Genomic DNA, 21551 nt, shown 5'->3' on the forward strand with positions numbered 1-21551 from the left:
CGTATCCCGGATTAAACAACAAGTCGGACTATTTTATACATAATTGCCGCCAACTAAAAACTATTTAAATAAAACAATTTAATGATTGCGACAAATTCTCATTTGGGCCGTTTACAAGACCCTTAGGTGGCGGATTCCCGATTGAGGATACTGCTTTTCTCAAAGGCAGAAAAGCGCTGCCTGAAAAGCAGATTTGACGCCGGGTGAGATTTTGAATGTGTGAGTCACCAAGCAAAAAAGCGGTGTTAGGTTTCACCCATGACTTGAGCCTCAAGAAGTTCCCAACGTTCAAATGCGTTTTCCAGTTCGGCTTCTTTGTCCGCCAATTGTTTCAGCGTCGCTTGCACCTTGACCTCGTCCTGCTGATAAAAATCGGGCTGGTTCATCTGTTCGCTCAAAGATTCCAGTGCCTGTTCCAATTCCTCAATCAAACCCGGTAAAGCATCGTATTCGCGCTGGTCTTTATAGCTGAGTTTCTTGGGTTTGCTGGTCGAGGTTTTAGCCGCCTGATTTTCAGCAGGCCTGTCGGTTTTGCTTTGGGTTTTTGATTGAGTCTGGTTTTTGCTTGGTTCCTGTTTAGCGGATTCCGAGAAATCCGGACGCTGGCGCAACCAGTCGTCGTATCCACCGACGTATTCGTTGACGATGCCTGGTGCGTCAAACACGATGGAGCTGGTGACCACGTTGTTCAAGAAGGCGCGGTCGTGACTGACGATGAGCACGGTGCCTTTGTAATCCAACAGCAATTCTTCAAGCAGCTCCAGGGTTTCCACGTCCAAGTCGTTGGTGGGCTCATCGAGCACCAGTAGGTTGGACGGCTTGGCGAATACACGAGCCAGCAGCAGACGGTTGCGTTCGCCTCCGGAAAGCGCCTTCACCGGCTGACGGGCACGGTCGGGGGTGAACAGGAAATCGCCCAGATAACCGATGATGTGTTTGCGCACGCCGTTGATTTCAACGTAATCGCTTTCCGAAATCACGCTTTCGGCCACTGTTTTGTTTTCATCCAGCTGTGCGCGATGCTGGTCAAAGTAGGCGATGTCGATGTTGGTGCCGAGTTTGACCGTGCCGTGTGTCGGTTGCAGTTTGTCCAGAATCAATGCCAGCAGGGTGGATTTGCCGCAGCCGTTTTCACCAATGATGCCGACCTTGTCTCCACGCAGAATGGTGCTGGAAAAATCGGTGACGATGATACGGTTTTCAAAGTTGAAACTCAGGTCTTTGATTTCGATGACCTGTTTGCCGGAGGTGACCGCCGTATTCAACTGCAGGTTGGCTTTGCCTTGCTGGCTGCGACGCGCACTGTGTTCCGAACGCAACTTCTCCAAGGCGCGAACACGGCCTTCGTTGCGGGTTCGGCGTGCCTTGATGCCCTGGCGAATCCAGGTCTCTTCCTGTGCCAGTTTCTTGTCGAATTCGGCGTTCTGTTTGGCTTCGGCTTCTAGCTGTTCGGCTTTGCGCTCCAGGTAGGTGTGGTAATCGCATTCCCAGTTGGAGAGTCTGCCGCGATCGAGTTCGACGATGCGCGTCGCCAGAGATTGCAAAAAGGCACGGTCGTGGGTGATGAACACCAGGCTGCAGCGGATGGTCTTGAGAAAGCCTTCAAGCCATTGAATCGACGGAATGTCCAAGTGGTTGGTCGGTTCGTCCAGCAGCAGAATGTCCGGTTCCTGAACCAAGGCCTGCGCTAAAAGTACGCGGCGTTTCATGCCCCCGGAGAGATTGGAGAATTCGGCTTCACCCGGCAGGCCGAGTTTGGAGATGATGGTTTCCACCCGCTGTTTGAGTTCCCAGCCGTTTTGATTGTCGATCTGCTGCTGTACTTGCGTGAACTCCTCCATCAAAGCTTCGGAATAGTCGTTTTCCATCTCCAGGCTAATCTGGTGAAAACGTTCGATCAGGGGGCCGGCGTTGCCCAGGCCGCTGGAAATCACATGGAAGACGCTGCCGGTGGTGTCGTGCGGCACTTCCTGTTGCAATTTGGCGATTTTAAGGCCGTCTTGCAGAATGCGGCTGCCGCCGTCGGGCTGAATTTGGCCTTCAATGACTTTGAGCAGGGTGGATTTTCCTTCGCCGTTACGGCCCACGATACAGACCCGTTCGTTGGGTTCAATCTGCAGGCTGGCTTTGTTCAGTAAGGGCGCGGAGCCGAAACTCAAGGTGATGTCGCGTAGAAACAGTAGGGCCATTGAAATCCTTTAAGCACTCTCTAAGTCGGGTTGAAATGAATTGGGTAGATTATACCTTGTGTAACGTTCAGGTGGATTTGTTGTATTTGTCCGATGAGCTTTATTTTGCACAGGCCTGCTCAGTTTTGTTCGACCGCCAGCAGCAGATTGTCGCTGGATTCGATATTGTAGCGGGTTTGGCGCAGGTTTTTGTGGTTGGCGACCAGGTTTTGCCAGTGATTGAGAATCTGTCCGCTGGCTTTGGTGGGTTTCAGGGGGTCGCTTGCATGATGGCGCATCTGGTTCCATAAATTGAAAATCAACAGGCCTGGTGTGTTGAGTTGGCTCAGCAGATTTAACTGAAAGTTTTCGGCGCTGAAATCGGCGGGGATGCCGTGGCTATCGAACAGGTCCACAATCACCGCATCGTAGGCAAAATCGTTGTCGGTGACAAATTCCAAGGCGTCTTCCTGCAGGGTCTCAATTTCCGCCACATCGGGCAGCTGAAAAAACCGGTAGGCGCAGTCGATGACGGTTTGACGCAGTTCCACCACGGTCATCTGCAAATTGGGCAGGGTGTGGTAGAGATGGTGCGCCATGCTGCCGCCACCAAGTCCAAGCATGAGCACGCGAAAGTCGGGGTGCGAATCCTTGGAGGAACAACGTTCGGAAAATTTGAGCAGCAGGTCGATGATTTTTTGCTGGTATTCAAAGTTCAGGGTCATCGGAGCCTTGAGGTAAAAGCAGCTTTGTTCCACCGGCGAATCGAAATAGAGTTTGCGGGTGGTGCGGTTTTCCACGACTTTGATGGGGCCGAATTCGTCCTCGGCGCTGAAAATGGTAAATCCGTTGTACATAAAACTCCGTGTGTTTACAGTCCCGCCCACCATAGGCGCAGGCGCAGGCCGATTTCACTGGTGAAGCCGACTTCGACAAATTCGATTTGACCGTTTGGGCCGACAATGAAGTCGGCCGGCACCGCTTTGGCTCCGAACTGCTGCATCAAGCTGCCGTCAAAATCGTTGACGATGAGTTGCGGGTTGAGCTCATTTTGCAGGGCGTAGGCCAGCAATAGATCGTCGTCACCGGATTGGGTGGCGATGTTGATGACACGGTAATCTTCGGCGACCGATTCGACACTGCCTTTGGTGATGTCGCAGATCGGACACCAGGTGGCCCAGATGTGAATCAGGTACGGCTCTTGCAAATCGTGCAGGGAGACGGTTTCTCCGCTGATGCTTTCTAGCTGGATGTCGGGCACTTGTCCTTGTATTACGTCACCTTGCATGAAAGGGCGTAAACTCAGATAGGCGATGACAAAGACCAGCACGGTCAGGCTGTTTTTGACCCAGCTTTTTTGCCAAAACGTAGGGGAGGACTGCTGGTTTTCGGGTGATTCCTTCATACTCTGAACTCGCTTTCGGGTTTTGATTTAAGGCCAAAGGTGCGCTATTCTGCTCGGTTGGTTGCGGAGTCCGGCGCAGCTGACATCGGATGCAAGACATTATAGAGGGTTTGAGGCTCTGATGTGGTGATGAAATGGATTGGAATGAAAAGCGTCAGGCTTTTGTTCATGAACCAGGTTGATTAAGACGTTCAAAGAGGAAAGGGTATGCAGGCAGAGTTTTGGCACAAAATGTGGGACAGCGGCGTGGTCGGGTTTCATCAGACGGAAATCAATGCCTTTTTACAGCAGCACTGGAGCCGTCTCGATTTGAAAGGCGATGAGACGGTACTGGTGCCGCTTTGCGGCAAATCTTTGGATATGCTTTGGTTAAAAGAGCAAGGGCATGAAGTCTTGGGGGTGGAGCTCAGTCAAAAGGCGTTGGATGAATTTTTGAGCGAAAACCATATTGAGGCGCAGCCGGTTCAGCATGAGCGTTTTTGCGGGTATGAACTGGGTGCGATGACTTTATTGTGTGGTGATTTCTTTGACCTCAGTCGGGCGGATTGCACCTCCGTCAAGGCAGTGTATGATCGCGCTGCGATTGTGGCTTTGCCGAAGACCATGCGCCGCGCCTATGCCGACCATCTTCAGGCGATCTTACCTGAGGGAACTGTGTGTTTGATGGTGACCATGGAGTATGACGAATCCGAACTTTCGGGACCGCCTTTTTCGGTTTCTGAAAACGAAATTCACGAGCTGTTTGCAGCCTGCTGTGAGGTGAGAAAAGTCTCCGAACAGGGCTTTAATCGAAAAGGCGTTGAGGCCATTGAAAAAGTGTATGTGATTCGGTTTTGAACAGGCCTGCCGGTTTTCGGCATCATTGAGTTGGCGAAAAACCGGGGATAAAGTAAGTGGCGCTTAAAACGTCACTTAAAGCGGTGTAATCTCTTTGAAACTTTCAAAATGTTCGAAACCCTGAGGATCGACCTTGTCGAGTTTGGGGCTCACGTGGGTGGCGCACAACAGGAATTCGATGCCGTATTGCTGGGCGGTGTCGAGCGCGTGCAGGTTATCGTCGATCAGCAGGGTGTGTTTGGGGTCGTAGGGCTGTACGGTCTGGATTTCCGACCAGATACGGATGTCTTCTTTGGGAGTTCCGAAATCGTGGGCTGAAATCAGGTGGTCGAAATACTGGCCGATCTCGGTCATTTCCAGTTTGATCGCCAAGCTGTCGCGGTGGGCATTGGTGACCATGATGACGTGTTTGCCCATCTGTTTGAGTTTGGCCAAAAAGTCGATGACGTCCGGATGTGCCTGAATCAAATGTTTGAGTTCGCGTTTGAGTTCGGCAATCGGCAATTGCAGCGTATCGCTCCAGTAATCCAGACAGTACCAGTTAAGCGTGCCTTGTTGATCCTGGATTTTACTATGGATGATTTCACTGGCCTGTTTTAACGTCAGTGCGTTTTTCTCGGCGTAGGCTTGCGGTAGGTATTCCATCCAGAAGTGCCAGTCAAAGTGCAAGTCCAGCAGGGTTCCATCCATGTCCAATAACACGGTATCAATTTTTGACCAGTCCAGTTTGGGATTCATTGGCAATCTCATTTCCTTGGCGTATGATGCTGTTTATGAAAAAAATATCTGACAAAGACGAATCCGGTTCGTCCTCCCCTGCTGCTTCTCCCACAGTCCTGTCTCAAGACATCGTGGCTCAGTCTCGCATTTTTACCGTCGAGTCTCAAGCCCTGCAGTTTGCAAATGGCACCGAGGTGATTTATGAACGTCTATTGGGCAATCCGCACGGCGCAGTGTTGATTATACCCATGCTGGACAGTGAGACCATGTTACTGATTCGTGAATTCTGCATCGGAGTAGGTCGTTATGAACTGGGCTTTCCCAAAGGCAAGATCGATCCGGGTGAGACTTGGAAAGAAGCCGCCTTGCGTGAAAGTCAGGAAGAGGTTGGTCATTTGCCCAGTGACGTCCGTCTGTTGGATTCGGTGAGCCTGGCGGCGGGTTATATGACGCATCAGACCCATATTGTGCTGGCGACTGGCTTAAACCATGAACCTGCTGAAGGGGATGAACCCGAACCTTTGGAAGTGGTGCCGTGGAAATTGCGCGATTGGCCGGCTTTGTTGCAACACCCGGATTTCAGCGAGGGGCGCGCTTATGCGGCTTTGATGTTGGTATTGCAAGAGATGGGGCATATTGGATGAATGCCAAGAATGAGCAGGCCTGGTTGCAACAAGTGTGTCGCATTGCGGTGCAGGCCGGTGAGCGGATTTTAAGCGTTTATTTTGCGGCCGAACCCGCTAAGGTGGAGCAGAAGTCCGATGGTACGCCGGTCACGTTGGCGGATAAAGAGGCGGATGAATTGATTTCCGAAGCGTTGCGCATTATGACTCCGGACATTCCTTTGGTGACCGAAGAGAGTATCGAAACGATCCCGTTTGAGAATCGGCAGGCCTGGTCGCGCTTCTGGTTGGTGGACCCGTTGGATGGCACCAAGGAGTTCATTGAACGCACCGGGGAGTTCAGTGTCAATATCGCATTGGTAGCCGAGGGCAAGCCGGTTCTGGGGGTGGTCTATGTGCCGGTCACGAGGATATTGTATTGCGCCATGGCAGGTCTGGGAGCCTATAAAAACCGGGTTCCGGAAAATCCAGATTTGCAATTCTGGCAGGCCTGTATGCGGCCCGAATCGCGCATTTTCTCTCAAAGATTGGATTCACAACAGCCGATTCGGGTGGCGGTGAGTCGCCGACACGGAGGCTCGGTGAAACAGTTCATGCAGGCTTTGGGGTCGGTGGAAACGGTTAAAATGGGATCGGCCATCAAAACCTGTCTGGTGGCCGAAGGGGCTGCCGATGTCTATCCGCGCTTTGGGCCGACTTCTTTGTGGGATACTGCCGCCGCTCAATGCGTGGTGGAAGAAGCGGGCGGAAAGCTGCTCGACAAGCAGGGACTTGCCTTGACTTATCAGCAGTCTGAATCGCTGCTCAATCCTCATTTCATGGTGATTGGCGATACCAATTATCCTTGGCCGGATTTTCCGTAGTCAGGCCATTATCGGCATTATCCATGCGTCGCCATTTATCAGTTGGCAAACTTCAGAAGAGCAATTCTTTGACATTGACTTGAATGTCGTGCAGCTGTTCGTCGCTCAATTCTAAAATCGCTTGGCATTCCTCATAAATTGAGTCGGCTTCTGCCGACGGCTGTTTGGCGTGTTTCTGTTTAATAGAGATGGCATGCGCCATTTCGATAATCGCGATGTAGTGTCTGAGTTTTTCATTTTTGATGGAGTGGAGATTGGGTTCGTGATGCAGCAGAATGCTCTGGCTGATGAAGTTGGAAATCCGCCAAGATTTGGCGATGACGTATCCTAATGCGGAATGGGTGGTGCCGAATTCGGCATATTCCAGTTTATGTGAAGTGTAGTGGTCTACCAGTTTACCGACAAAAGTTTGTCCGTAGACGTTGTCCAGTTCACTCAAGGCAAATGAGCCGATGTCGTGCATCAACCCCAGAAGATAAGCTTCATCGACACTCATAAAGCGGCTGAATCGGGCGATTTCAGCGCTGATGATGGCAATGTTTTGGCTGTGGTAACTGAGCCCTTTGATTTGGGGGTTATTCAGCAGTTTCTTAACATAGATCGATAAAATGAAGTTTTTGAGTTGTTTATTGCCCAATCGATAGATGGCGCTGTCGATGTCTTTGATTTGGATGTGGCTACGGCTCGACAGAGTCGGCAAGTTTGCCAAGCAAATCAGTTCGCCCGCCAGAAAAGGATTGGAGGAGATCAGGCGTTTGACTTCCTGAGGGTCGGGCATATCACTCTTGTTAAAAAGGGTTTGCAGGTCGAGCACCTCTTTAGGCAGTAAAGGAATCTCAATTTTGTTTAGAAGCTGTTCGGCGACGTCAATTTGATTTTTGAAACTCATATTTTTTTATTGGCTCTTGGTGCACACTGATTTTAGGTTCTGCAAACGGGTTATATAAGTTTTCATTATAGATTTTTTGACGTAAAAGAATGTATAGAAGTTGTCAGCTAGGGGGCAAAAAAAAGCCCCTGAAATTTAATGGGGCTTTTGAGGGTTTATCTGTATGGCTTTAGACTTACAGCTTGCAAGCTCCGCCTGCGCAACCGTCGTCTTCCTGGTTGTCATCCGCGCCGTCTCGGGTGTTATGATAATACAGGGTTTTTAGCCCCATTTTGTAGGCGTACAACAAGTCTTGCAGAACCAGTTTGATTGGCACTCTGTCCTCATCAAAACGTGCCGGATCGTAGTTGGTGTTGGCGGAAATCGCCTGATCGACAAATTTTTGCATGATGCCCACTAACTGCAGATAGCCACGGTTGTTCGGAATCTGCCACAACAGCTCGTAATCGTCGCGGTGCTCTTTAAAGCCGGGAACGACTTGCTTCAAGATGCCGTCTTTTGAGGCTTTGACTGAGACGTAGCCCCGAGGTGGTTCGATTCCGTTGGTGGAGTTGGTGATTTGAGATGAGGTTTCGCAGGGCATCAGGGCCGTCAGGGTCGAGTTACGCAAACCGTGCTGCTTGATCTCTTCACGCAGGCTTTCCCAATCTTGATGCAGAGGTTCTTGGCAGACTTCATCCAAATCTTTTTTATAGGTGTCAATCGGCAAGATGCCTTGCGCATAAGTGGTGTCATTAAAATATTCGCAGGCTCCCTGTTCCTTGGCCAGATTGTTGGATGCTTTCAGCAGGTTGTACTGAATCGCTTCAAAGGTGCGATGCATCAGACCGTTGGCGGAACCATCCGAATATTTGGTGTGGTTTTTGGCCAAATAATAAGCCATGTTGGTGACACCGACACCTAAAGTGCGTCGTCCCATGCTGGCGCGACGAGCCGCTTCGACCGGATAATCCTGATAATCCAGCAGACAGTCCAAAGCACGTACGATCAGGTTAGACAGGTGTTCCAGCTCATCCAGGTTGTTCAGCGCCCCCAGGTTAAATGCGGATAAGGTACACAGGGCGATTTCACCGTCAGGGTCTTCGACCGAGTTGAGCGGTTTGGTCGGCAATGCGATTTCCAGACACAGGTTGGATTGGTGAACCGGCGCTTTGGCAGGATCGAACGGGCTGTGCGTATTGCAGTGATCGACGTTCTGCACATAGATACGGCCGGTTTGTGCACGTTCCTGAGCGATTTGAGTGAACAAATCCAGGGCTTTGACCGTCTTTTTGCGAATGCTTTCATCCGCTTCATAAATTTTATAGAGACGGTCGAACTCTTCTTGATCTTCAAAGAACGCATCGTACAGGCCGGGTACGTCGGATGGGCTGAAGAGGCTGATGTTTCCGCCTTCAATCATGCGTTGATACATCAGCTTGTTGATCTGTACGCCGTAGTCGAGATGACGGGCACGGTTTTCTTCCACCCCGCGGTTGTTTTTCAATACGACTAGCGATTCCACTTCCAAATGCCAGATCGGGAAGAACAAGGTGGCCGCTCCACCGCGAACCCCACCTTGTGAACAGGATTTAACCGCTGTTTGAAAGTGTTTGATAAACGGAATCATACCGGTATGGTAAGCTTCGCCTCCGCGGATTTCACTTCCTAAGGCACGAATGCGGCCCACGTTGACCCCTATCCCGGCGCGTTGCGACACATATTTCACAATTGAAGAAGAGGTGGCGTTGATGGAGTCCAGAGAGTCCCCGCATTCAATCAATACGCATGAACTGAACTGTCGGGTCGGGGTACGCACGCCTGACATGATCGGGGTGGGCAAAGAGAGCTTGAAGAGCGAAGAGGCGTCGTAAAAGTCTTTAACGAACTGCAAGCGGGTATCGCTTGGGTAATGCGCAAACAGGCACATCGGAATCAGCATGTAGATGAACTGCGGGCTTTCGTAGATTTTGCCGGTTACGCGGTTTTGAACCAGGTATTTGCCTTCCAGCTGTTTGACCGCGGCATAACTGAAATTCATGTCGCGATCGTGTTGAATGTAACCGTCCAGTTCGTCAATTTCTTGCTTGCTGTAGTCTTCTAAAATCTGTGAATCATACAGGCCGGTACGCACCATCTTGTTGAGGTGTTCAAACAAGGTCGGTGGCGTGAAACGGTCAAAGGCTTTTTTACGCAGGTGGAAAATGGCCAGACGTGCGGCAAGATGCTGGTAATCCGGGGCGTTTTCAGAAATCAGGTCGGCGGCCGATTTTACGATGGTTTCGTGAATGTCCGAGGTGGTGATGCCGTCGTAAAATTGAATGTGAGAACGTAACTCAACCTCGGAAACGGAAACGTTTTCGAGTCCTTCCGAGGCCCATGTAATGACGCGGTGGATTTTTTCAAGATCAATGGGTTCTTTGGTTCCGTTACGTTTTGAGACCTGGATGTTCTGATTCGTCATGAGCGTTGTTAAACCTGTGTATAAAAAGTTGGCAAGAGTTTTTTATGGTTAAAATGGTTTTTTTAGCAAATTCAGAAGCTTAGAAAGGAAAGGCAAAAACATACTCTAGATTGCGCAGATAATACGTTGTGCCTATCGGATTGCTTTTCTACAAGATGTAGTTGAGCAATGGATTTGCTAACGCAAAATATAGTAGATTTTTGTGTTTGACGCAACACGTTTGAAAACCGCTTTTTAAGTAAGTCGCACAACGATTTCCTGTGGAAAAGTCGATCAATCATGCAGTAAATCATGCCTATAGGGGTGTGGATAACTATGTTGATGTTTTAAAAAATAACTAAATAAAATTTTCTATCTAGGTGTAAAAAAAATTATCGCTGATTTTTAAAAGAGAATCTTGTCGGGACTTGACGATTTTGATTTTATGTTTGTATCCAAAGATTCAGGACTTAAGGTTGCCGAATGCAGTTTTTAAGTTCTTGTTCAAATGCTTCGAGGTTGAAAGCAGGCTCTTCTTTGATAAGCAATTCAAAACGCGAGTCGCGCCGGTAGGCGATGTATTCTCGACTGACGTGATGCTGGCTCCACTGAAAAAGCATCCAGGGCTTTCCGACTTTAAAAAGTCCTTTGGCGCGTTGGATTTTGACCAGGCCTGTCAGTTTTGGCAGGGATTCAAATAATCGTTGCAGTGCTTGCCAGTCAAAGATGAGCTTTGCGTCAAACTCATAACCTAACGACAGAACGCCCTGTTCCCGCTTATGCATGGTTTTAACTTGGACACCAAAATCGATGTGGCTGAATGTCACTTTGTCCTGTTGTGGTGAAGTTGTGTGTGAGTGACCACTACGATCGGTGTGATGCAGAATCGTCTTGAATCCAGGTTCTTGAATTACCGGTGTCGTGGTCGGCAGGTCAATCAATCTTTGATCGACCTCGGCATGATTGCAGAGGATTGGGTCTTTGGGCGGATAGAGGCTTCGGCAATGCGCCTGCAGTTTGGCGATTTGTTCAGGTTGTGCCAGGTCCTGCTTGTTGAGGAGAATAACATCTGCCATGTTGAGCAGGTTTTGCTGGATGGTGTAGGTGTTTAAGTCATCAATGCGCGTGGCGGCACTGTCAATGACCGCAAAGAACGTTTGTAGGCGGATTCTGTTGGCCGCCTTCAAGGAGAGCAGGATGTCATAAATCACATCGGGTTCTCCCAGGCCTGTCGGTTCAATCAGGATTCTGTGCGGGTATTGCGTTGCATCGAGAATCTGTTGCAAGCTCTGTTTGAGTTCGTTTTGGGCGCTGCAGCAGATACAGCCTCCGGGCAGCTCCACTACCTGGACGTTGTGGTGTCCAGAGAGGATGCCGCCGTCAATGCCCATGACGCCGAATTCGTTTACCAGTAGCGTCCAACGTTCGTCACTTGGCTTTTGTGATAGCAGGTGACGAATGAGGGTGGTTTTTCCGGAACCCAGGCTGCCACTGATGAGGTTAACGTGTGTGAGCTGTGGATGCATGTGCGTAATGTTAAAAGCTGGGTGTGGTCTGCATTTGCATGGCTTAGAGTTCGCTTTCGCCGCACACCCGGTTTCTGCCCGAGGTTTTGGCTTTATACAGACATTGGTCAACACGATGGAAGAGCTTGTCCAGATCCTCACCCATCTGATACATGGCCACCCCGGCGGAAATGGAAAGACTCAGGGTTTGCTGATTGGTTTTGATCTGCAATGGGCGAGCATTTATTTTAGTGCGAATGTTGTTGGCCACTTGAATGGCCGCATCGTATTGAGTGTTGGGCAAAAGGACAACAAATTCCTCTCCGCCAAAACGGGCGATGCTGTCTTGGCCTTTGGTTTCTTTGTGCAACAGTTTGGCAATGTATCGGAGTACGCTGTCACCAATCAGGTGGCCGAAGGTGTTATTGACTTGTTTGAAGTGATCCAAGTCCAAAAGAATAATGGCAAAACTGGCTTGTTGTTCCTGGGCGTTTTGGCTCAATTTCTTGATGATTTCGTTGAAGCCGCGACGGTTGGGGATATTCGTCAGTTCATCGGTTTTGGCGATGGTGGTGGTGCGTTCCAGTTCTTCTTTTAACAGTCGAACTTCTTCTGAGGTGCGAACCACTTCTTTTTCCAGGTGTTGCGTATCTTTCACAATGCCGTTTACATTGGGAAGGACGTCATTGTGCAGCGTATCCGCTACAGCCTGAGGCAGGTCGTATTGGCTAAGACTGGCCAAGCCGGCGTCAAGTTTCTCTTGTCTTTGCTTTGAATCTTGAATCCAGTTTTCAAGCGTTGATAGAAGGTCGTTTAGAAGTTTGCAGGCCTTTTCAGCCGGTAACGCTTTGTAGAGTATCTGGGTAATCAGCGTAATATAAAGCTTTTCGGCGGTTTCGTTATCATAATTGTTTTCACGGATTAAGCGCTCCACTTCTTCACTGAAGTAAGGGTCTGATTGGCTCAGGAGTTCATACATGAGTGTAAAGTGAACGGGATTGCTGGGCACTTTAAGTGCCTGGATTTTATCCAGACTTTTTTGAGACCATTCGTGACTTGTTTTTGAATCGGCTGAATAGCGTTGGATAACCGAATTTTCGTCTTTTTTCATTGCCGAATCTCTTACAAAGCTTTCGTTGCGTTTAAAAATACTAAAAAAATTAGCGTTACAATTCTACATCAAAAGCGTCTCTGGCTGAATTTCTAAATCATCTAAAGTGTTCGGAATAAGCAAAAATCATCATGATTCATTCCCAAGCTTCATTTTTTTGTCATAAAGCGGTCATCAAATTGTTATGTTGGCTTCGTAAACTTAGAGCGTTTTTAATTTCACGAAGGAACGGTAAAATGAAAAAGTTATTGGTTGCATTGTTGGCTTCAGGCGTTATGGCTGGATGTACGGCTACACAAGAAAAAGCGGTTGACACTAAAGCGCAGGAAGTTGCTCAAACGTTGAACAATGATGATCTATATGTGGTTTACCACGATGGACGCATGAACGTATTTTATGATGCAGACCTTTATAAAGAGTTTATGCAGATTGGCGAGACTTCTTATCGTAAAACGTTCATTGGAGCTGGCCCTAAAGGCGAAACCGTTGTTCATGGTTTGACCAAGGCAGACAAGAAGAAGTTGGTGGGTATCCCGTCCATTGAGATGATGGAAGAGCGCATGCCAGTGGCTGAAAACTTCTACGGTGAGATCATCGCTGATGGACGCATTAACGTGTTCAGTGATTGGGGTAACTTCAAAGCTTTCATGGCGCACGGCGAAGTTCCTTATCGTTTGACCGACATCGGTGCTGGGCCAAAAGGTGAGACGGTTGTTTACGCTTTGACCAAAGAGTCCAAAAAGAAGCGTCCTGAAGCTCTGATCGCCAAGTTTAAAGCGTTCCACGGAATGAAGTAAGCGAAGCTTGCGATCAGCTTAAAATAAAAGCCGGGCACTGCCCGGCTTTTTTGTTTTCGCCATCTGTTGGTGTGGTGGGTTTGTGAAGGGGTTATTTTTTATATTTGATGCCTTCGTGAACCGGGCAGGTTTGAATGCCCAATAAGGTATAAATCGGACACCAGCGCAATAGTCCTGTCAGTAGGGGGATGATACCGATGTATCCCCAAACGCCAATGTAATCTGTGGCAGCGGCGATAATCAGAAAGAGCCCAATCACTATTCTTATGATTCGATCAAGTTGGCCAACATTCATTTTTATACTCCTCGGTGGTGGGTTGAATATCTTCGTGCAGGATAGGCTTATAGTATAACTTGCAATATACTTATTTGAGAACTTGCTTGGTCAAATTTAGCAGGGGATTCGATGTTCTGCTGGTCTGGCAAAGGCTTTAATTTATAAGGAGTGTCCTGTGAGCCAAAAAAGAGTGGATGAGGTAAAGCTGCCGGGTGAGCAATATTCTAGCCGGATACGTGCGCGCTTTTGGATTACCGGGGAGCAGCAAGGCTATGTTGGGATTGGGCGGATCGAGCTGTTGGAGCATGTTGAGCGATATGGTTCGATAAACCGTGCTGCCAAAGAGATGGGTATGTCCTACAAGAAAGCCTGGAAGTTAATTGAGGAGATGAATCAGATGTCTGAGCGTCCTTTGGTTGTTAAGGCTCAGGGAGGGCGTTCTGGAGGAGGCACGTCTGTTACCCACGAAGGGGAAAAGTTGATTGCACATTTTCGGGAGTTAGAGAAAGAATTGGCCCTGTTTTTGGAGCGAGCTTCGGAAAAGCTTAATAATGTATAAAATGGTGCGGGTGCACCATTATTTTTAAATATAAAGTTTTAATTTGCTTCATGTCTGCGTGATTTACTCCGCTTAAAATCTTAATTATTTGAAATGTAAGAAAAATTTAATTTTTGGCACTCTGTATGTTTTATGTCTAGCGAGCTTTTTGGATAAATATATTACTGGAGATAAAGCATGAAAAAAGCATTTCAATTAAAGTCACTTGTTCTTTCAATGGCGGTTGCGGGTGCAGCCTCAATGGCTATCGCGCCAGCCACGACACAAGCGGGTGTATCAGCCAATATTGGCGCAGTGTCTAACTATGTTTTCCGTGGTATCGAGCAGACTGAAAGTGCTTCAGCTTCAGCTGGTTTGGATTACGAAAATGATTCAGGGTTCTATCTTGGTACTTGGGTAGCTGATGTTGAAACCGGTCTTGAGTACGATATTTACGGTGGCTGGGCTGGTTCAATCGGCGATGTTTCTGTTGGTTTGGGTGCAACAACTTTCCGTTACACTGATACGGCATTTGATTACCCTTACAATGAAGTGAACTTCTCCCTAGGGTATGGCATGTTTACTGTTGGTTACGATAAGGGTGTCTATGAAGATCCAGCGGGCGATGTCGATTATGACAACAAGTATATTGGTGTAGAGTATGAAGGATTCTCAGCCACTTATGGTATGTTGGATTCGGACTTGGATGCGGATGATGATGCAAACTCTTATTTAGAAGTTGGTTACTCTACTGAGTTGTCAGCAGGTTTGGATGGTTCTGTAACTTATGTTTTATCTACTCCTGAAGATTCTGATTTAGACTCAGAAACTTACCTTGTATTTGGTGTAAGTAAGTCTTTCGACATTATGTAATTTCCTTAGTTAGTTAAAACCTTAAAAGACCCGCTTTGCGGGTCTTTTTTGTTTTAAAGCGGTCTTTAAAAATATGATAAAAAACATTTGAAGATGTTGACAATGATGCATAAAAACTTATAATACGCGCATTCTTTTGGCTACATAGCTCAGCTGGTTAGAGCACATCACTCATAATGATGGGGTCCCAGGTTCAAATCCCGGTGTAGCCACCATATTCTTAAAAAGCCCGCCTTGTGCGGGTTTTTTTATGTCTGTAAGAAAAGTTTTCTATTTGTTGCGCGGATGGCTTGTTTGCATTGACCTAGAAAGAGGCGTTTGTTGTTTATTGGTGCATGGGCTGCTTTTGGTTTGTTGTCTAGCTTTGTGTCTGTCTTATATGTCTGTTTTGAGGGAGGGCTGTAAGTTGTTGTTTTAGTATGTTTAAGTGACTTGATTCAGTAGGTGATAGGTGGGTTGCACCTGGTTTTTGTGGCAATTGTAGATAATTGTCAGTATTTGGAATGGTGTTTGCTGTAATTTTTGATTAAGTTTAATGGGGGAAGTCGATGCAGCATCAACAAGATTCAAGGTCTTATCGGGAGTTTATTCAGTATTTGCCTGAGGTGAAACGATATCTGTCTGAGTTAGAACATCAGGATTTATGGTGGACAACGGTTGCGATGGTCGGAAAAATCAATAACGAGAATATCGACCCTCAGCTGTTGGAGTCTATTGTAGACACTCAAAAAGAGTTTCAGAACCTGCGCGATATTATGATTGAAGGGTTGATTGGTCGTTACCTGAATCAGGCCAACAGTGAAATCATGTTAAAAGCACAAGCCGTCATTGATATTCTGATTCGAAACCTGTTTGAGCGCACGGCAGACGTTGGCTTTTTGGCAACGGATAATGATTTGGTTGATTTCATGGCATCGGATGATGTGAGTGAAGAAACGAAAGGGTTTATTCATCGGCGCATTGAGGAGTATGTCGCTAAGTATACGGTTTATGATGATGTGTTGTTGGTCTCTCCTGAAGGAAAAGTCAGGGCTAAGTTGGACGAATCCAATCCAGTGGAAAAAAGCTTTGATCCTCTCATTCAGCAGGCGCTAACGACCGATGAGGAATATGTTGAGGTTTATCGGCATTCCGATCTTTTTCCGGGTAAGCCGGCCAGCTTGATCTATGCCAAGCGTATCGAGGCTGAAGTATCAGGGCAGCTTCGAGTGGTGGGGGTTCTGTGTCTGAGTTTTAATTTCGAGGATGAGGTTGAACGCTTGTTCAAGGTTTTGAACAATGAGCAGGATGGTTATGGTGTCATGCTTGTGGATGATTCCGGTAAGGTGTTGGTGGCCAATCATCCTGAGAAGTACCCGGTTGGAAAGCAGCAGGCCTGTCAGTATGGCATGAAAGAGCCGGTTAGATCGGGTAACAATTTGTATTTTGCGACAAAAACAAACGGTTATCAGGGGTTTTATGGTCTGCCGTGGCTGGGTTATGTGGATGTGCCAAGTGAGGTGGCTTTTGATGACAAAAGCAGTAAAAAAGAGATTAATGTCACCATTCCTAAAGATTCTCCTCTTTATCTAAGGGATTTGGAGGAGACGAACCTAAAGGTAAGCACGCTTTTGTTGATCGTAATCCTGAACGGTAAGATTCTTTCGATCAAGCGTGATGTTAAGGCCTTTTTGCCTATTCTGGATAGCTTTCAGGATATCAGTGTCGACATTCAGGAAATTTTCAAAGGTTTTATCCACCATATTCATCAGGTCCTGGTCAAGACCATTCAGGGTAAGGTCGCGTTCAGTGCGGCTTTGGCGGTTGAGGTGATGGATCGAAACTTGTATGAGCGTGCGAACGACTGTCGTTGGTGGGCTCTTAATAGTACCTTTAGACAAATTTTGACCGAACACAAACAGACTCAGGCAATTTCAGCCGAGCAGGTGGAGCGGCTGACCGAGGTGTTGGCCTATATTAATAAGCTCTATACGGTTTATACCAATATCATGCTTTACGATCATAAGGGCAAGGTTCTGGCTGTTTCCAATCCGGCTGAATCCGAGTTGGTCGGTACTTTATTACCACGGCCGAATGATACGGCGCGCTGTTTGTCTTTGTCGGATACCCAGGCTTATGTGGTTTCTGATTTTCATCAAACCGATTTGTATAGTGGAAGGCACACTTATATTTACCATGCGGCGGTCAAGGAGTGGGGTAACCTGCAGAAAAACGTGGGTGGGATCGCTTTGGTGTTTGATAGTGAGCCGGAATTCGCGGCAATGCTTGAAGAGACACAGCCCAAGTATATTAATAATTTGATAAATGATACGACGTTCAGTGTGTTTGTGGACAGGAGCGGTTTGGTCATTTCCTCTACTTTGCCGGATTTATCGGTTGGCACTCAGTTTGAGGTTCCTGCGGAGGTGTTGGAAGCCGAATCAGGGCAAAATGATACTGTTTACTGGGAGTGGCGTAGTCAGCCCTATTTGGTGGGCTACCGTGTGAGTGAAGGGTATCGTGAGTACAAGAATGGCGACGGCTATGAAAACGACGTTATTGCTTTGGTGTTAACCGGTATTTAAAGCGAAGGTGCAAGGCCTTTCTGTTTTGGTGCGTTTGTTTATTTATTGGATCATTAATTGTTGTTAAGGACCCGTTTAAACGGGTCTTTTCGTGATAACTATATGAATTATATTGATTAATAGTTTTTTGGACTGCATTAAGCTTATGTTTATTACGTTTTTATAAAATTGTAATAAATAGGCGGAAAGATGCAGTTGCTACCTAAATCCTGGCTCACGCCGCGTGTGCCTTTAGACACACATTCAAACTACTCTTTGGTTATCGCAAGTTTTTTGCTCCCTTTGTTGCTTTGGTCTTTGATTAGTTATGTGCCGCAGATATGGCACCCTAAAATTGAAATCACCGATTCAGGCGATGCGGGTTACCTGCGTGTGGGCATGTTGGTCGACAAAGAGATCTTCTATAAGGAAGTCGACAAAAAGCTCGCCGAAGAAAAATTGCCGCCACAAGGTACATCTTCCAACCCTGTTTATCTTCCCGCCCCTCATGAAGTTGGCGTGGCTCTGTATACCGCCTTTACCACTCCGCCTAAACGTAGTAATGAACCTTGGCTGCACGAGAGCTTGCTGCACAGTATCCAAATCATCGCACTGGGCTTCTTTTGGGCGGTCATTATAGGTGTGCCGCTCGGTATTCTGGCCGGGTCTTACGAATCTATTTCCAAATTGGTAGAGCCTTTTACCGAATTCTTCCGATATTTACCCGCTCCGGCATTCGGAGCCTTGGCCGTTGCGATTCTGGGGATCTATGATGCGCCTAAGGTGGCCATCATCTTTATCGGAACGGTGTTTCAGATGATACTCATCGTCGCCAACACCACCCGAAAACTCAGTCCCGCTCTGATCGAAGCCGGTTTGACGTTGGGCTGTAATGGCTTGTCCATGTTGAAACGCATCATTGTGCCAGGGGTTTTGCCGGACCTATATCGGGATATGCGAATCCTGCTTGGATGGGCCTGGACCTATTTGATTGTGGCCGAGCTTATCGGTACCAGTTCGGGGATTACCTGGTTTATCACCCAGCAGGCGCGTTACAAGAATTTTGACAATGTGTTTGCCGCCATTTTAATTATCGGAATCATCGGTCTGCTGACCGACCTGATTCTGGCTTGGTTGGGCAGAAGGCTCTTTCCTTGGCACAGCAGTAATCAGTAAGGGGATCATGAAGACTTATGGAACAGAAAACTTTAAATAATTCCGAGGCGCATCCTTTGGATGGTTTTTATACCCCTGAGATTCAAGAGCGTTTTGAAAGAATAGAGAAGCGCCCTTTGGCAATAGAGGTTCAGGATCTCCAAAAAAGTTTTGCCCATAAAGGACAGGTTAATCAGGTTCTGGGCGGCATTAATTTTGATGAGTATCAACGTGAATTTATGTGTGTGGTGGGGCCTTCCGGGTGCGGAAAGTCAACTTTGGCGCGCACCATTGCCGGCTTGGAAAGTGCGGACAGTGGTGTCATGGTGGTAGCCGGGTCTGAAGTCAAAGGGCCGGGGCCGGATCGTGGCATGGTGTTCCAACGTTATACGTTGTTTCCATGGATGACCGTGAAACGAAATGTGATGTTCGGACTGACGCAAAATGGAATGGAAAAACCGGATGCCGAGAAGGAAGCCGCGCAATGGATTGACTTGGTGGGCTTATCCAAGTATGAGGAGTCCTATCCGCATCAGTTGTCCGGGGGGATGCAGCAGCGTGTTGCCATTGCCCGTGCACTGGCCACACAGCCCAAGGTGTTGTTGATGGATGAACCTTTTTCGGCTTTGGATCCACAAAATCGCGCCAAAATGCAACAGTATCTGCTCGAAATCTGGCAGAACATCGATATCACCATTTTATTCATTACGCATGATTTAGACGAGGCGGTGTATCTGTCCGATCGTATTTTGGTGTTGGACGCGCATCCGGGAAGAGTCAGAGAAGTTTTGAAAGTGCCTTTGCCGCGCCCGCGTCCGTTAGACATTATGTTAAGCGAACCGTTTTTAGCCACAAAACACTATTTAGAAACGTTGGTTCATCCGCCTATTACCGATCTGGATATTGAGGAAAAGCTCAGTATGGTGCAGATGGTGCCGGTGGATTCCGCCGTTCCGGATATTTTTTAAGATGAATAAGACCAACTTAGTCAGAGTCAGTGCCTCCATGCCATCCAAGGTATTGGAGGATTTGGATAACCTGGTGCGTCGCAGAGGTTTCAATAACCGTTCCGCTTTGTTGATGGAGATGATTCAGAAAGAAGTGGCTTTGCAAAACCAAAAGCACAGCAACGAAGTCATGGCCGGTACTGTGACCTTGTTTTATGACCACACGGTTAATGGATTGCAACATCGTTTGAATGGGATTAAGCATAAATATGTGGCTGAAATCATCTCATCGACTCAGATTCAACTGGTGGATCAACACACCTTGGAGGTCAATCTTTTACAAGGACCGGCACAGCAGTTGCAGCTGATTGCCGATGAAATGATTTCAAACCGGGGGGTTAAGACCGGGAATTTCTATTTGGTAAATTCCGCTTTGCCTCCCATTTACAGTAAAAACTCGATACGTTCAAACGTATTTGATGAAAGTAAAGAAGGGTGATTATGAGTGATCAAAAACCGATTATCTGGTCAGAGCAGCTCCCGGGAGGCGCGCACTGGTCAGGTGTGATGCGCCGTGGTTCCATTTTGAGAGTCAAGGATCTGGACGGCGGAGCCAATGTCTCGATGTTGATGTTCAATCTGGAGGTTCCAAGTGAACGTTACAACATGCCAGACACGCTTAAAGGCCAGAAGACCGCATTTCTAACCCGTCCAAACGTCTGTTATTCGGATATGGGTAGGGTGATGTGTTCGATTGTTGACGATACTTGCGGCTGGCATGACACCATCGGCGGCATATCCGATGCCGAGATGGTTAAGGCCAAATATGGGGAAGCGGATTATCAGCAAGCTCACAATGATTACCACAAGAATGGCTATGACAGCCTGATCAATGAATTGGAGAAGTGGGGGTTGGATGCCAAAGACTTGGTGCCGAATGTGAACTTGTTTTCTAAAATTCGCGTGGAGCTGGATGGCGACATGACTTATGTGGCGGATAACAGTCAGGCGGGCGATTACGTGGATTTGCGTTTTGAAATGGATTGCATTGTGGTGCTGGCAACCGCTCAGCACCCTTTGGATTCCAACCCGGACTATGCTCCCCAACCGATTGAATTAACCGCCATGAAAGCGGAGCCGGTGCAGAGTGACGATGCCTGTCTAAGGCATAAACCAGAAAACGAACGCGCTTTTTACAATACAGCGATTTATTACGGAGAGAAACCTTATGACTTTAGCAACTGAGCAGATATCGGACAACCAGATCGTTCATCGTGAAGTGGTTAAAGCCGGTGATCCATGGATGCATGTTGTCAAAGCCGGCCAAAAATTTCGTATTGTCGATTTGGAAGGCAACCAAGCGGTGGACACGCTGTTTTATAACGCCAACGATACCGAAGAGCGTTACAGCGCCACGGATACCATCAAAGGCCAGGGCAACATCTACCTGACCACCGGGTCGGTTTTACGTTCTAACTTGAACAATCCGATGCTGACGATTACAGAGGATACCTGCGGGCGTCACGACACCTTGGGTGGAGCCTGTTCTGCAGAGAGTAACACGGTGCGCTATTCCATCGATAAACGCCATATGCATTCTTGTCGCGACAGTTTTCTCACCGCCTTGAGCAAGTGGGATTACGGAATGAGCAAACGAGACTTGTCCAGTAACATCAACTTTTTCATGAACGTGCCGGTTTCACCGGAGGGTCATCTGGATTTTGATGACGGCATTTCCGCCCCGGGACGTTATGTGGAAATGACGGCGCATATGGACACCTTGGTGCTGGTTTCAAACTGCCCGCAATTGAACAACCCCTGTAATGGTTACAACCCGACCCCGGTCGAAATGGTGATTTGGGAAGAATGAGCAGGCCT

At 47.8% G+C, this 21551-nt stretch carries 21 protein-coding genes and 1 tRNA gene; 13 read left to right on the top strand and 9 right to left on the bottom strand.

Annotated elements, in window-relative coordinates:
* Window positions 1-245 precede the first annotated feature (245 nt).
* From B076_RS0102510 to B076_RS0102520, 3 genes are all read right to left on the bottom strand, one after another.
* Entirely contained in the window at window positions 246-2189 is a 1944-nt protein-coding gene (locus B076_RS0102510; protein WP_028485913.1) for an ATP-binding cassette domain-containing protein, read from the bottom strand.
* Between the two features lie 119 nt (window positions 2190-2308).
* The gene (locus B076_RS0102515; RefSeq protein WP_028485914.1) at window positions 2309-3025 is read right to left on the bottom strand and encodes a spermidine synthase; all 717 of its coding nucleotides are present in this window, start codon (window positions 3023-3025) and stop codon (window positions 2309-2311) included.
* A 14-nt stretch (window positions 3026-3039) separates the two neighbouring features.
* Window positions 3040-3573, bottom strand: coding sequence for a redoxin domain-containing protein (locus tag B076_RS0102520; protein WP_028485915.1), 534 nt, complete (start codon window positions 3571-3573; stop codon window positions 3040-3042).
* Between the two features lie 207 nt (window positions 3574-3780).
* Here B076_RS0102520 and B076_RS0102530 point away from each other — a divergent pair, with 207 nt between their 5' ends.
* Complete coding sequence (locus B076_RS0102530) at window positions 3781-4410, top strand: thiopurine S-methyltransferase (protein ID WP_028485916.1); 630 nt, start codon at window positions 3781-3783, stop codon at window positions 4408-4410.
* A 75-nt stretch (window positions 4411-4485) separates the two neighbouring features.
* On the opposite strand, the gene yrfG is transcribed toward B076_RS0102530, so the two are convergent.
* A complete protein-coding gene (gene yrfG / locus B076_RS0102535) occupies window positions 4486-5148 on the bottom strand; it encodes a GMP/IMP nucleotidase (RefSeq protein ID WP_038150363.1) in 663 nt (220 codons plus the stop codon).
* A gap of 35 nt (window positions 5149-5183) precedes the next feature.
* Here yrfG and nudE point away from each other — a divergent pair, with 35 nt between their 5' ends.
* Both nudE and cysQ read left to right on the top strand, forming a co-directional pair.
* The gene (nudE, locus tag B076_RS0102540; RefSeq protein WP_028485918.1) at window positions 5184-5774 is read left to right on the top strand and encodes an ADP compounds hydrolase NudE; all 591 of its coding nucleotides are present in this window, start codon (window positions 5184-5186) and stop codon (window positions 5772-5774) included.
* The gene (gene cysQ, locus B076_RS0102545; protein WP_028485919.1) at window positions 5771-6616 is read left to right on the top strand and encodes a 3'(2'),5'-bisphosphate nucleotidase CysQ; all 846 of its coding nucleotides are present in this window, start codon (window positions 5771-5773) and stop codon (window positions 6614-6616) included. The genes nudE and cysQ overlap by 4 nt, the downstream gene beginning before the upstream one ends.
* Before the next feature lie 52 nt (window positions 6617-6668).
* Here the strand turns inward: cysQ and B076_RS0102550 are convergent, their stop codons facing one another.
* From B076_RS0102550 to B076_RS0102565, 4 genes are all read right to left on the bottom strand, one after another.
* Window positions 6669-7505, bottom strand: coding sequence for an HDOD domain-containing protein (locus B076_RS0102550; protein ID WP_028485920.1), 837 nt, complete (start codon window positions 7503-7505; stop codon window positions 6669-6671).
* Between the two features lie 175 nt (window positions 7506-7680).
* Window positions 7681-9948 carry a class 1a ribonucleoside-diphosphate reductase subunit alpha gene (gene nrdA, locus B076_RS0102555; RefSeq protein ID WP_028485921.1) on the bottom strand — a complete coding sequence of 756 codons (2268 nt, stop codon included), beginning with the start codon at window positions 9946-9948 and terminating at the stop codon, window positions 7681-7683.
* Window positions 9949-10397: 449 nt separating this feature from the next.
* Window positions 10398-11453, bottom strand: coding sequence for a CobW family GTP-binding protein (locus tag B076_RS0102560; protein WP_028485922.1), 1056 nt, complete (start codon window positions 11451-11453; stop codon window positions 10398-10400).
* Window positions 11454-11496: 43 nt separating this feature from the next.
* Window positions 11497-12543, bottom strand: a complete 1047-nt coding sequence (locus B076_RS0102565; protein ID WP_028485923.1) for a GGDEF domain-containing protein — start codon at window positions 12541-12543, stop codon at window positions 11497-11499.
* Window positions 12544-12779: 236 nt separating this feature from the next.
* Between B076_RS0102565 and B076_RS0102570 the strand changes: the two genes are divergently transcribed.
* Entirely contained in the window at window positions 12780-13340 is a 561-nt protein-coding gene (locus B076_RS0102570; protein WP_028485924.1) for a hypothetical protein, read from the top strand.
* A 91-nt stretch (window positions 13341-13431) separates the two neighbouring features.
* On the opposite strand, the gene B076_RS0102575 is transcribed toward B076_RS0102570, so the two are convergent.
* Entirely contained in the window at window positions 13432-13635 is a 204-nt protein-coding gene (locus B076_RS0102575) for a DUF2892 domain-containing protein (RefSeq protein ID WP_318901123.1), read from the bottom strand.
* 157 nt (window positions 13636-13792) lie between these two features.
* On the opposite strand from B076_RS0102575, the gene B076_RS0102580 reads away from it, so the two are divergent.
* From B076_RS0102580 to B076_RS0102620, 9 genes are all read left to right on the top strand, one after another.
* The gene (locus tag B076_RS0102580; RefSeq protein ID WP_028485926.1) at window positions 13793-14176 is read left to right on the top strand and encodes a winged helix-turn-helix domain-containing protein; all 384 of its coding nucleotides are present in this window, start codon (window positions 13793-13795) and stop codon (window positions 14174-14176) included.
* Between the two features lie 177 nt (window positions 14177-14353).
* Window positions 14354-15028, top strand: a complete 675-nt coding sequence (locus B076_RS0102585) for a TorF family putative porin (RefSeq protein ID WP_028485927.1) — start codon at window positions 14354-14356, stop codon at window positions 15026-15028.
* A 138-nt stretch (window positions 15029-15166) separates the two neighbouring features.
* A tRNA-Met gene (locus tag B076_RS0102590) sits at window positions 15167-15243 on the top strand.
* A gap of 333 nt (window positions 15244-15576) precedes the next feature.
* Window positions 15577-17592, top strand: coding sequence for a cache domain-containing protein (locus tag B076_RS0102595; protein WP_028485928.1), 2016 nt, complete (start codon window positions 15577-15579; stop codon window positions 17590-17592).
* A gap of 189 nt (window positions 17593-17781) precedes the next feature.
* Window positions 17782-18747 carry an ABC transporter permease gene (locus B076_RS0102600; RefSeq protein WP_084205687.1) on the top strand — a complete coding sequence of 322 codons (966 nt, stop codon included), beginning with the start codon at window positions 17782-17784 and terminating at the stop codon, window positions 18745-18747.
* Between the two features lie 17 nt (window positions 18748-18764).
* Window positions 18765-19694, top strand: coding sequence for an ABC transporter ATP-binding protein (locus B076_RS0102605; protein WP_028485930.1), 930 nt, complete (start codon window positions 18765-18767; stop codon window positions 19692-19694).
* Between the two features lies 1 nt (window position 19695).
* Window positions 19696-20172, top strand: a complete 477-nt coding sequence (locus tag B076_RS11915) for a CopG family ribbon-helix-helix protein (protein ID WP_038150365.1) — start codon at window positions 19696-19698, stop codon at window positions 20170-20172.
* Window positions 20173-20174: 2 nt separating this feature from the next.
* Entirely contained in the window at window positions 20175-20918 is a 744-nt protein-coding gene (locus tag B076_RS0102615) for an urea amidolyase associated protein UAAP1 (RefSeq protein WP_028485931.1), read from the top strand.
* On the top strand, window positions 20902-21543 hold the full coding sequence (locus B076_RS0102620) for an urea amidolyase associated protein UAAP2 (protein WP_028485932.1): 642 nt from the start codon (window positions 20902-20904) through the stop codon (window positions 21541-21543). Before B076_RS0102615 ends, B076_RS0102620 begins: the two co-directional genes overlap by 17 nt.
* The last annotated feature ends 8 nt before the right edge of the window (window positions 21544-21551 follow it).

The sequence above is a fragment of the Thiomicrorhabdus chilensis DSM 12352 genome (genome assembly GCF_000483485.1).
GTDB classification, from domain to species: Bacteria; Pseudomonadota; Gammaproteobacteria; order Thiomicrospirales; family Thiomicrospiraceae; genus Thiomicrorhabdus; species Thiomicrorhabdus chilensis.

Coding starts and splice junctions, on each gene's coding strand:
- B076_RS0102615 (WP_028485931.1), top strand. CDS start 20,175: ATGAGTGATCAAAAACCGATTATCTGGTCAGAGCAGCTCCCGGGAGGC.
- B076_RS0102520 (WP_028485915.1), bottom strand. CDS start 3,573: ATGAAGGAATCACCCGAAAACCAGCAGTCCTCCCCTACGTTTTGGCAA.
- B076_RS0102515 (WP_028485914.1), bottom strand. CDS start 3,025: ATGTACAACGGATTTACCATTTTCAGCGCCGAGGACGAATTCGGCCCC.
- yrfG (WP_038150363.1), bottom strand. CDS start 5,148: ATGAATCCCAAACTGGACTGGTCAAAAATTGATACCGTGTTATTGGAC.
- B076_RS0102600 (WP_084205687.1), top strand. CDS start 17,782: ATGCAGTTGCTACCTAAATCCTGGCTCACGCCGCGTGTGCCTTTAGAC.
- B076_RS0102565 (WP_028485923.1), bottom strand. CDS start 12,543: ATGAAAAAAGACGAAAATTCGGTTATCCAACGCTATTCAGCCGATTCA.
- B076_RS0102605 (WP_028485930.1), top strand. CDS start 18,765: ATGGAACAGAAAACTTTAAATAATTCCGAGGCGCATCCTTTGGATGGT.
- B076_RS0102620 (WP_028485932.1), top strand. CDS start 20,902: ATGACTTTAGCAACTGAGCAGATATCGGACAACCAGATCGTTCATCGT.
- nrdA (WP_028485921.1), bottom strand. CDS start 9,948: ATGACGAATCAGAACATCCAGGTCTCAAAACGTAACGGAACCAAAGAA.
- B076_RS0102550 (WP_028485920.1), bottom strand. CDS start 7,505: ATGAGTTTCAAAAATCAAATTGACGTCGCCGAACAGCTTCTAAACAAA.
- B076_RS0102510 (WP_028485913.1), bottom strand. CDS start 2,189: ATGGCCCTACTGTTTCTACGCGACATCACCTTGAGTTTCGGCTCCGCG.
- B076_RS11915 (WP_038150365.1), top strand. CDS start 19,696: ATGAATAAGACCAACTTAGTCAGAGTCAGTGCCTCCATGCCATCCAAG.
- B076_RS0102560 (WP_028485922.1), bottom strand. CDS start 11,453: ATGCATCCACAGCTCACACACGTTAACCTCATCAGTGGCAGCCTGGGT.
- cysQ (WP_028485919.1), top strand. CDS start 5,771: ATGAATGCCAAGAATGAGCAGGCCTGGTTGCAACAAGTGTGTCGCATT.
- B076_RS0102595 (WP_028485928.1), top strand. CDS start 15,577: ATGCAGCATCAACAAGATTCAAGGTCTTATCGGGAGTTTATTCAGTAT.
- B076_RS0102575 (WP_318901123.1), bottom strand. CDS start 13,635: ATGAATGTTGGCCAACTTGATCGAATCATAAGAATAGTGATTGGGCTC.
- B076_RS0102530 (WP_028485916.1), top strand. CDS start 3,781: ATGCAGGCAGAGTTTTGGCACAAAATGTGGGACAGCGGCGTGGTCGGG.
- B076_RS0102570 (WP_028485924.1), top strand. CDS start 12,780: ATGAAAAAGTTATTGGTTGCATTGTTGGCTTCAGGCGTTATGGCTGGA.
- nudE (WP_028485918.1), top strand. CDS start 5,184: ATGAAAAAAATATCTGACAAAGACGAATCCGGTTCGTCCTCCCCTGCT.
- B076_RS0102585 (WP_028485927.1), top strand. CDS start 14,354: ATGAAAAAAGCATTTCAATTAAAGTCACTTGTTCTTTCAATGGCGGTT.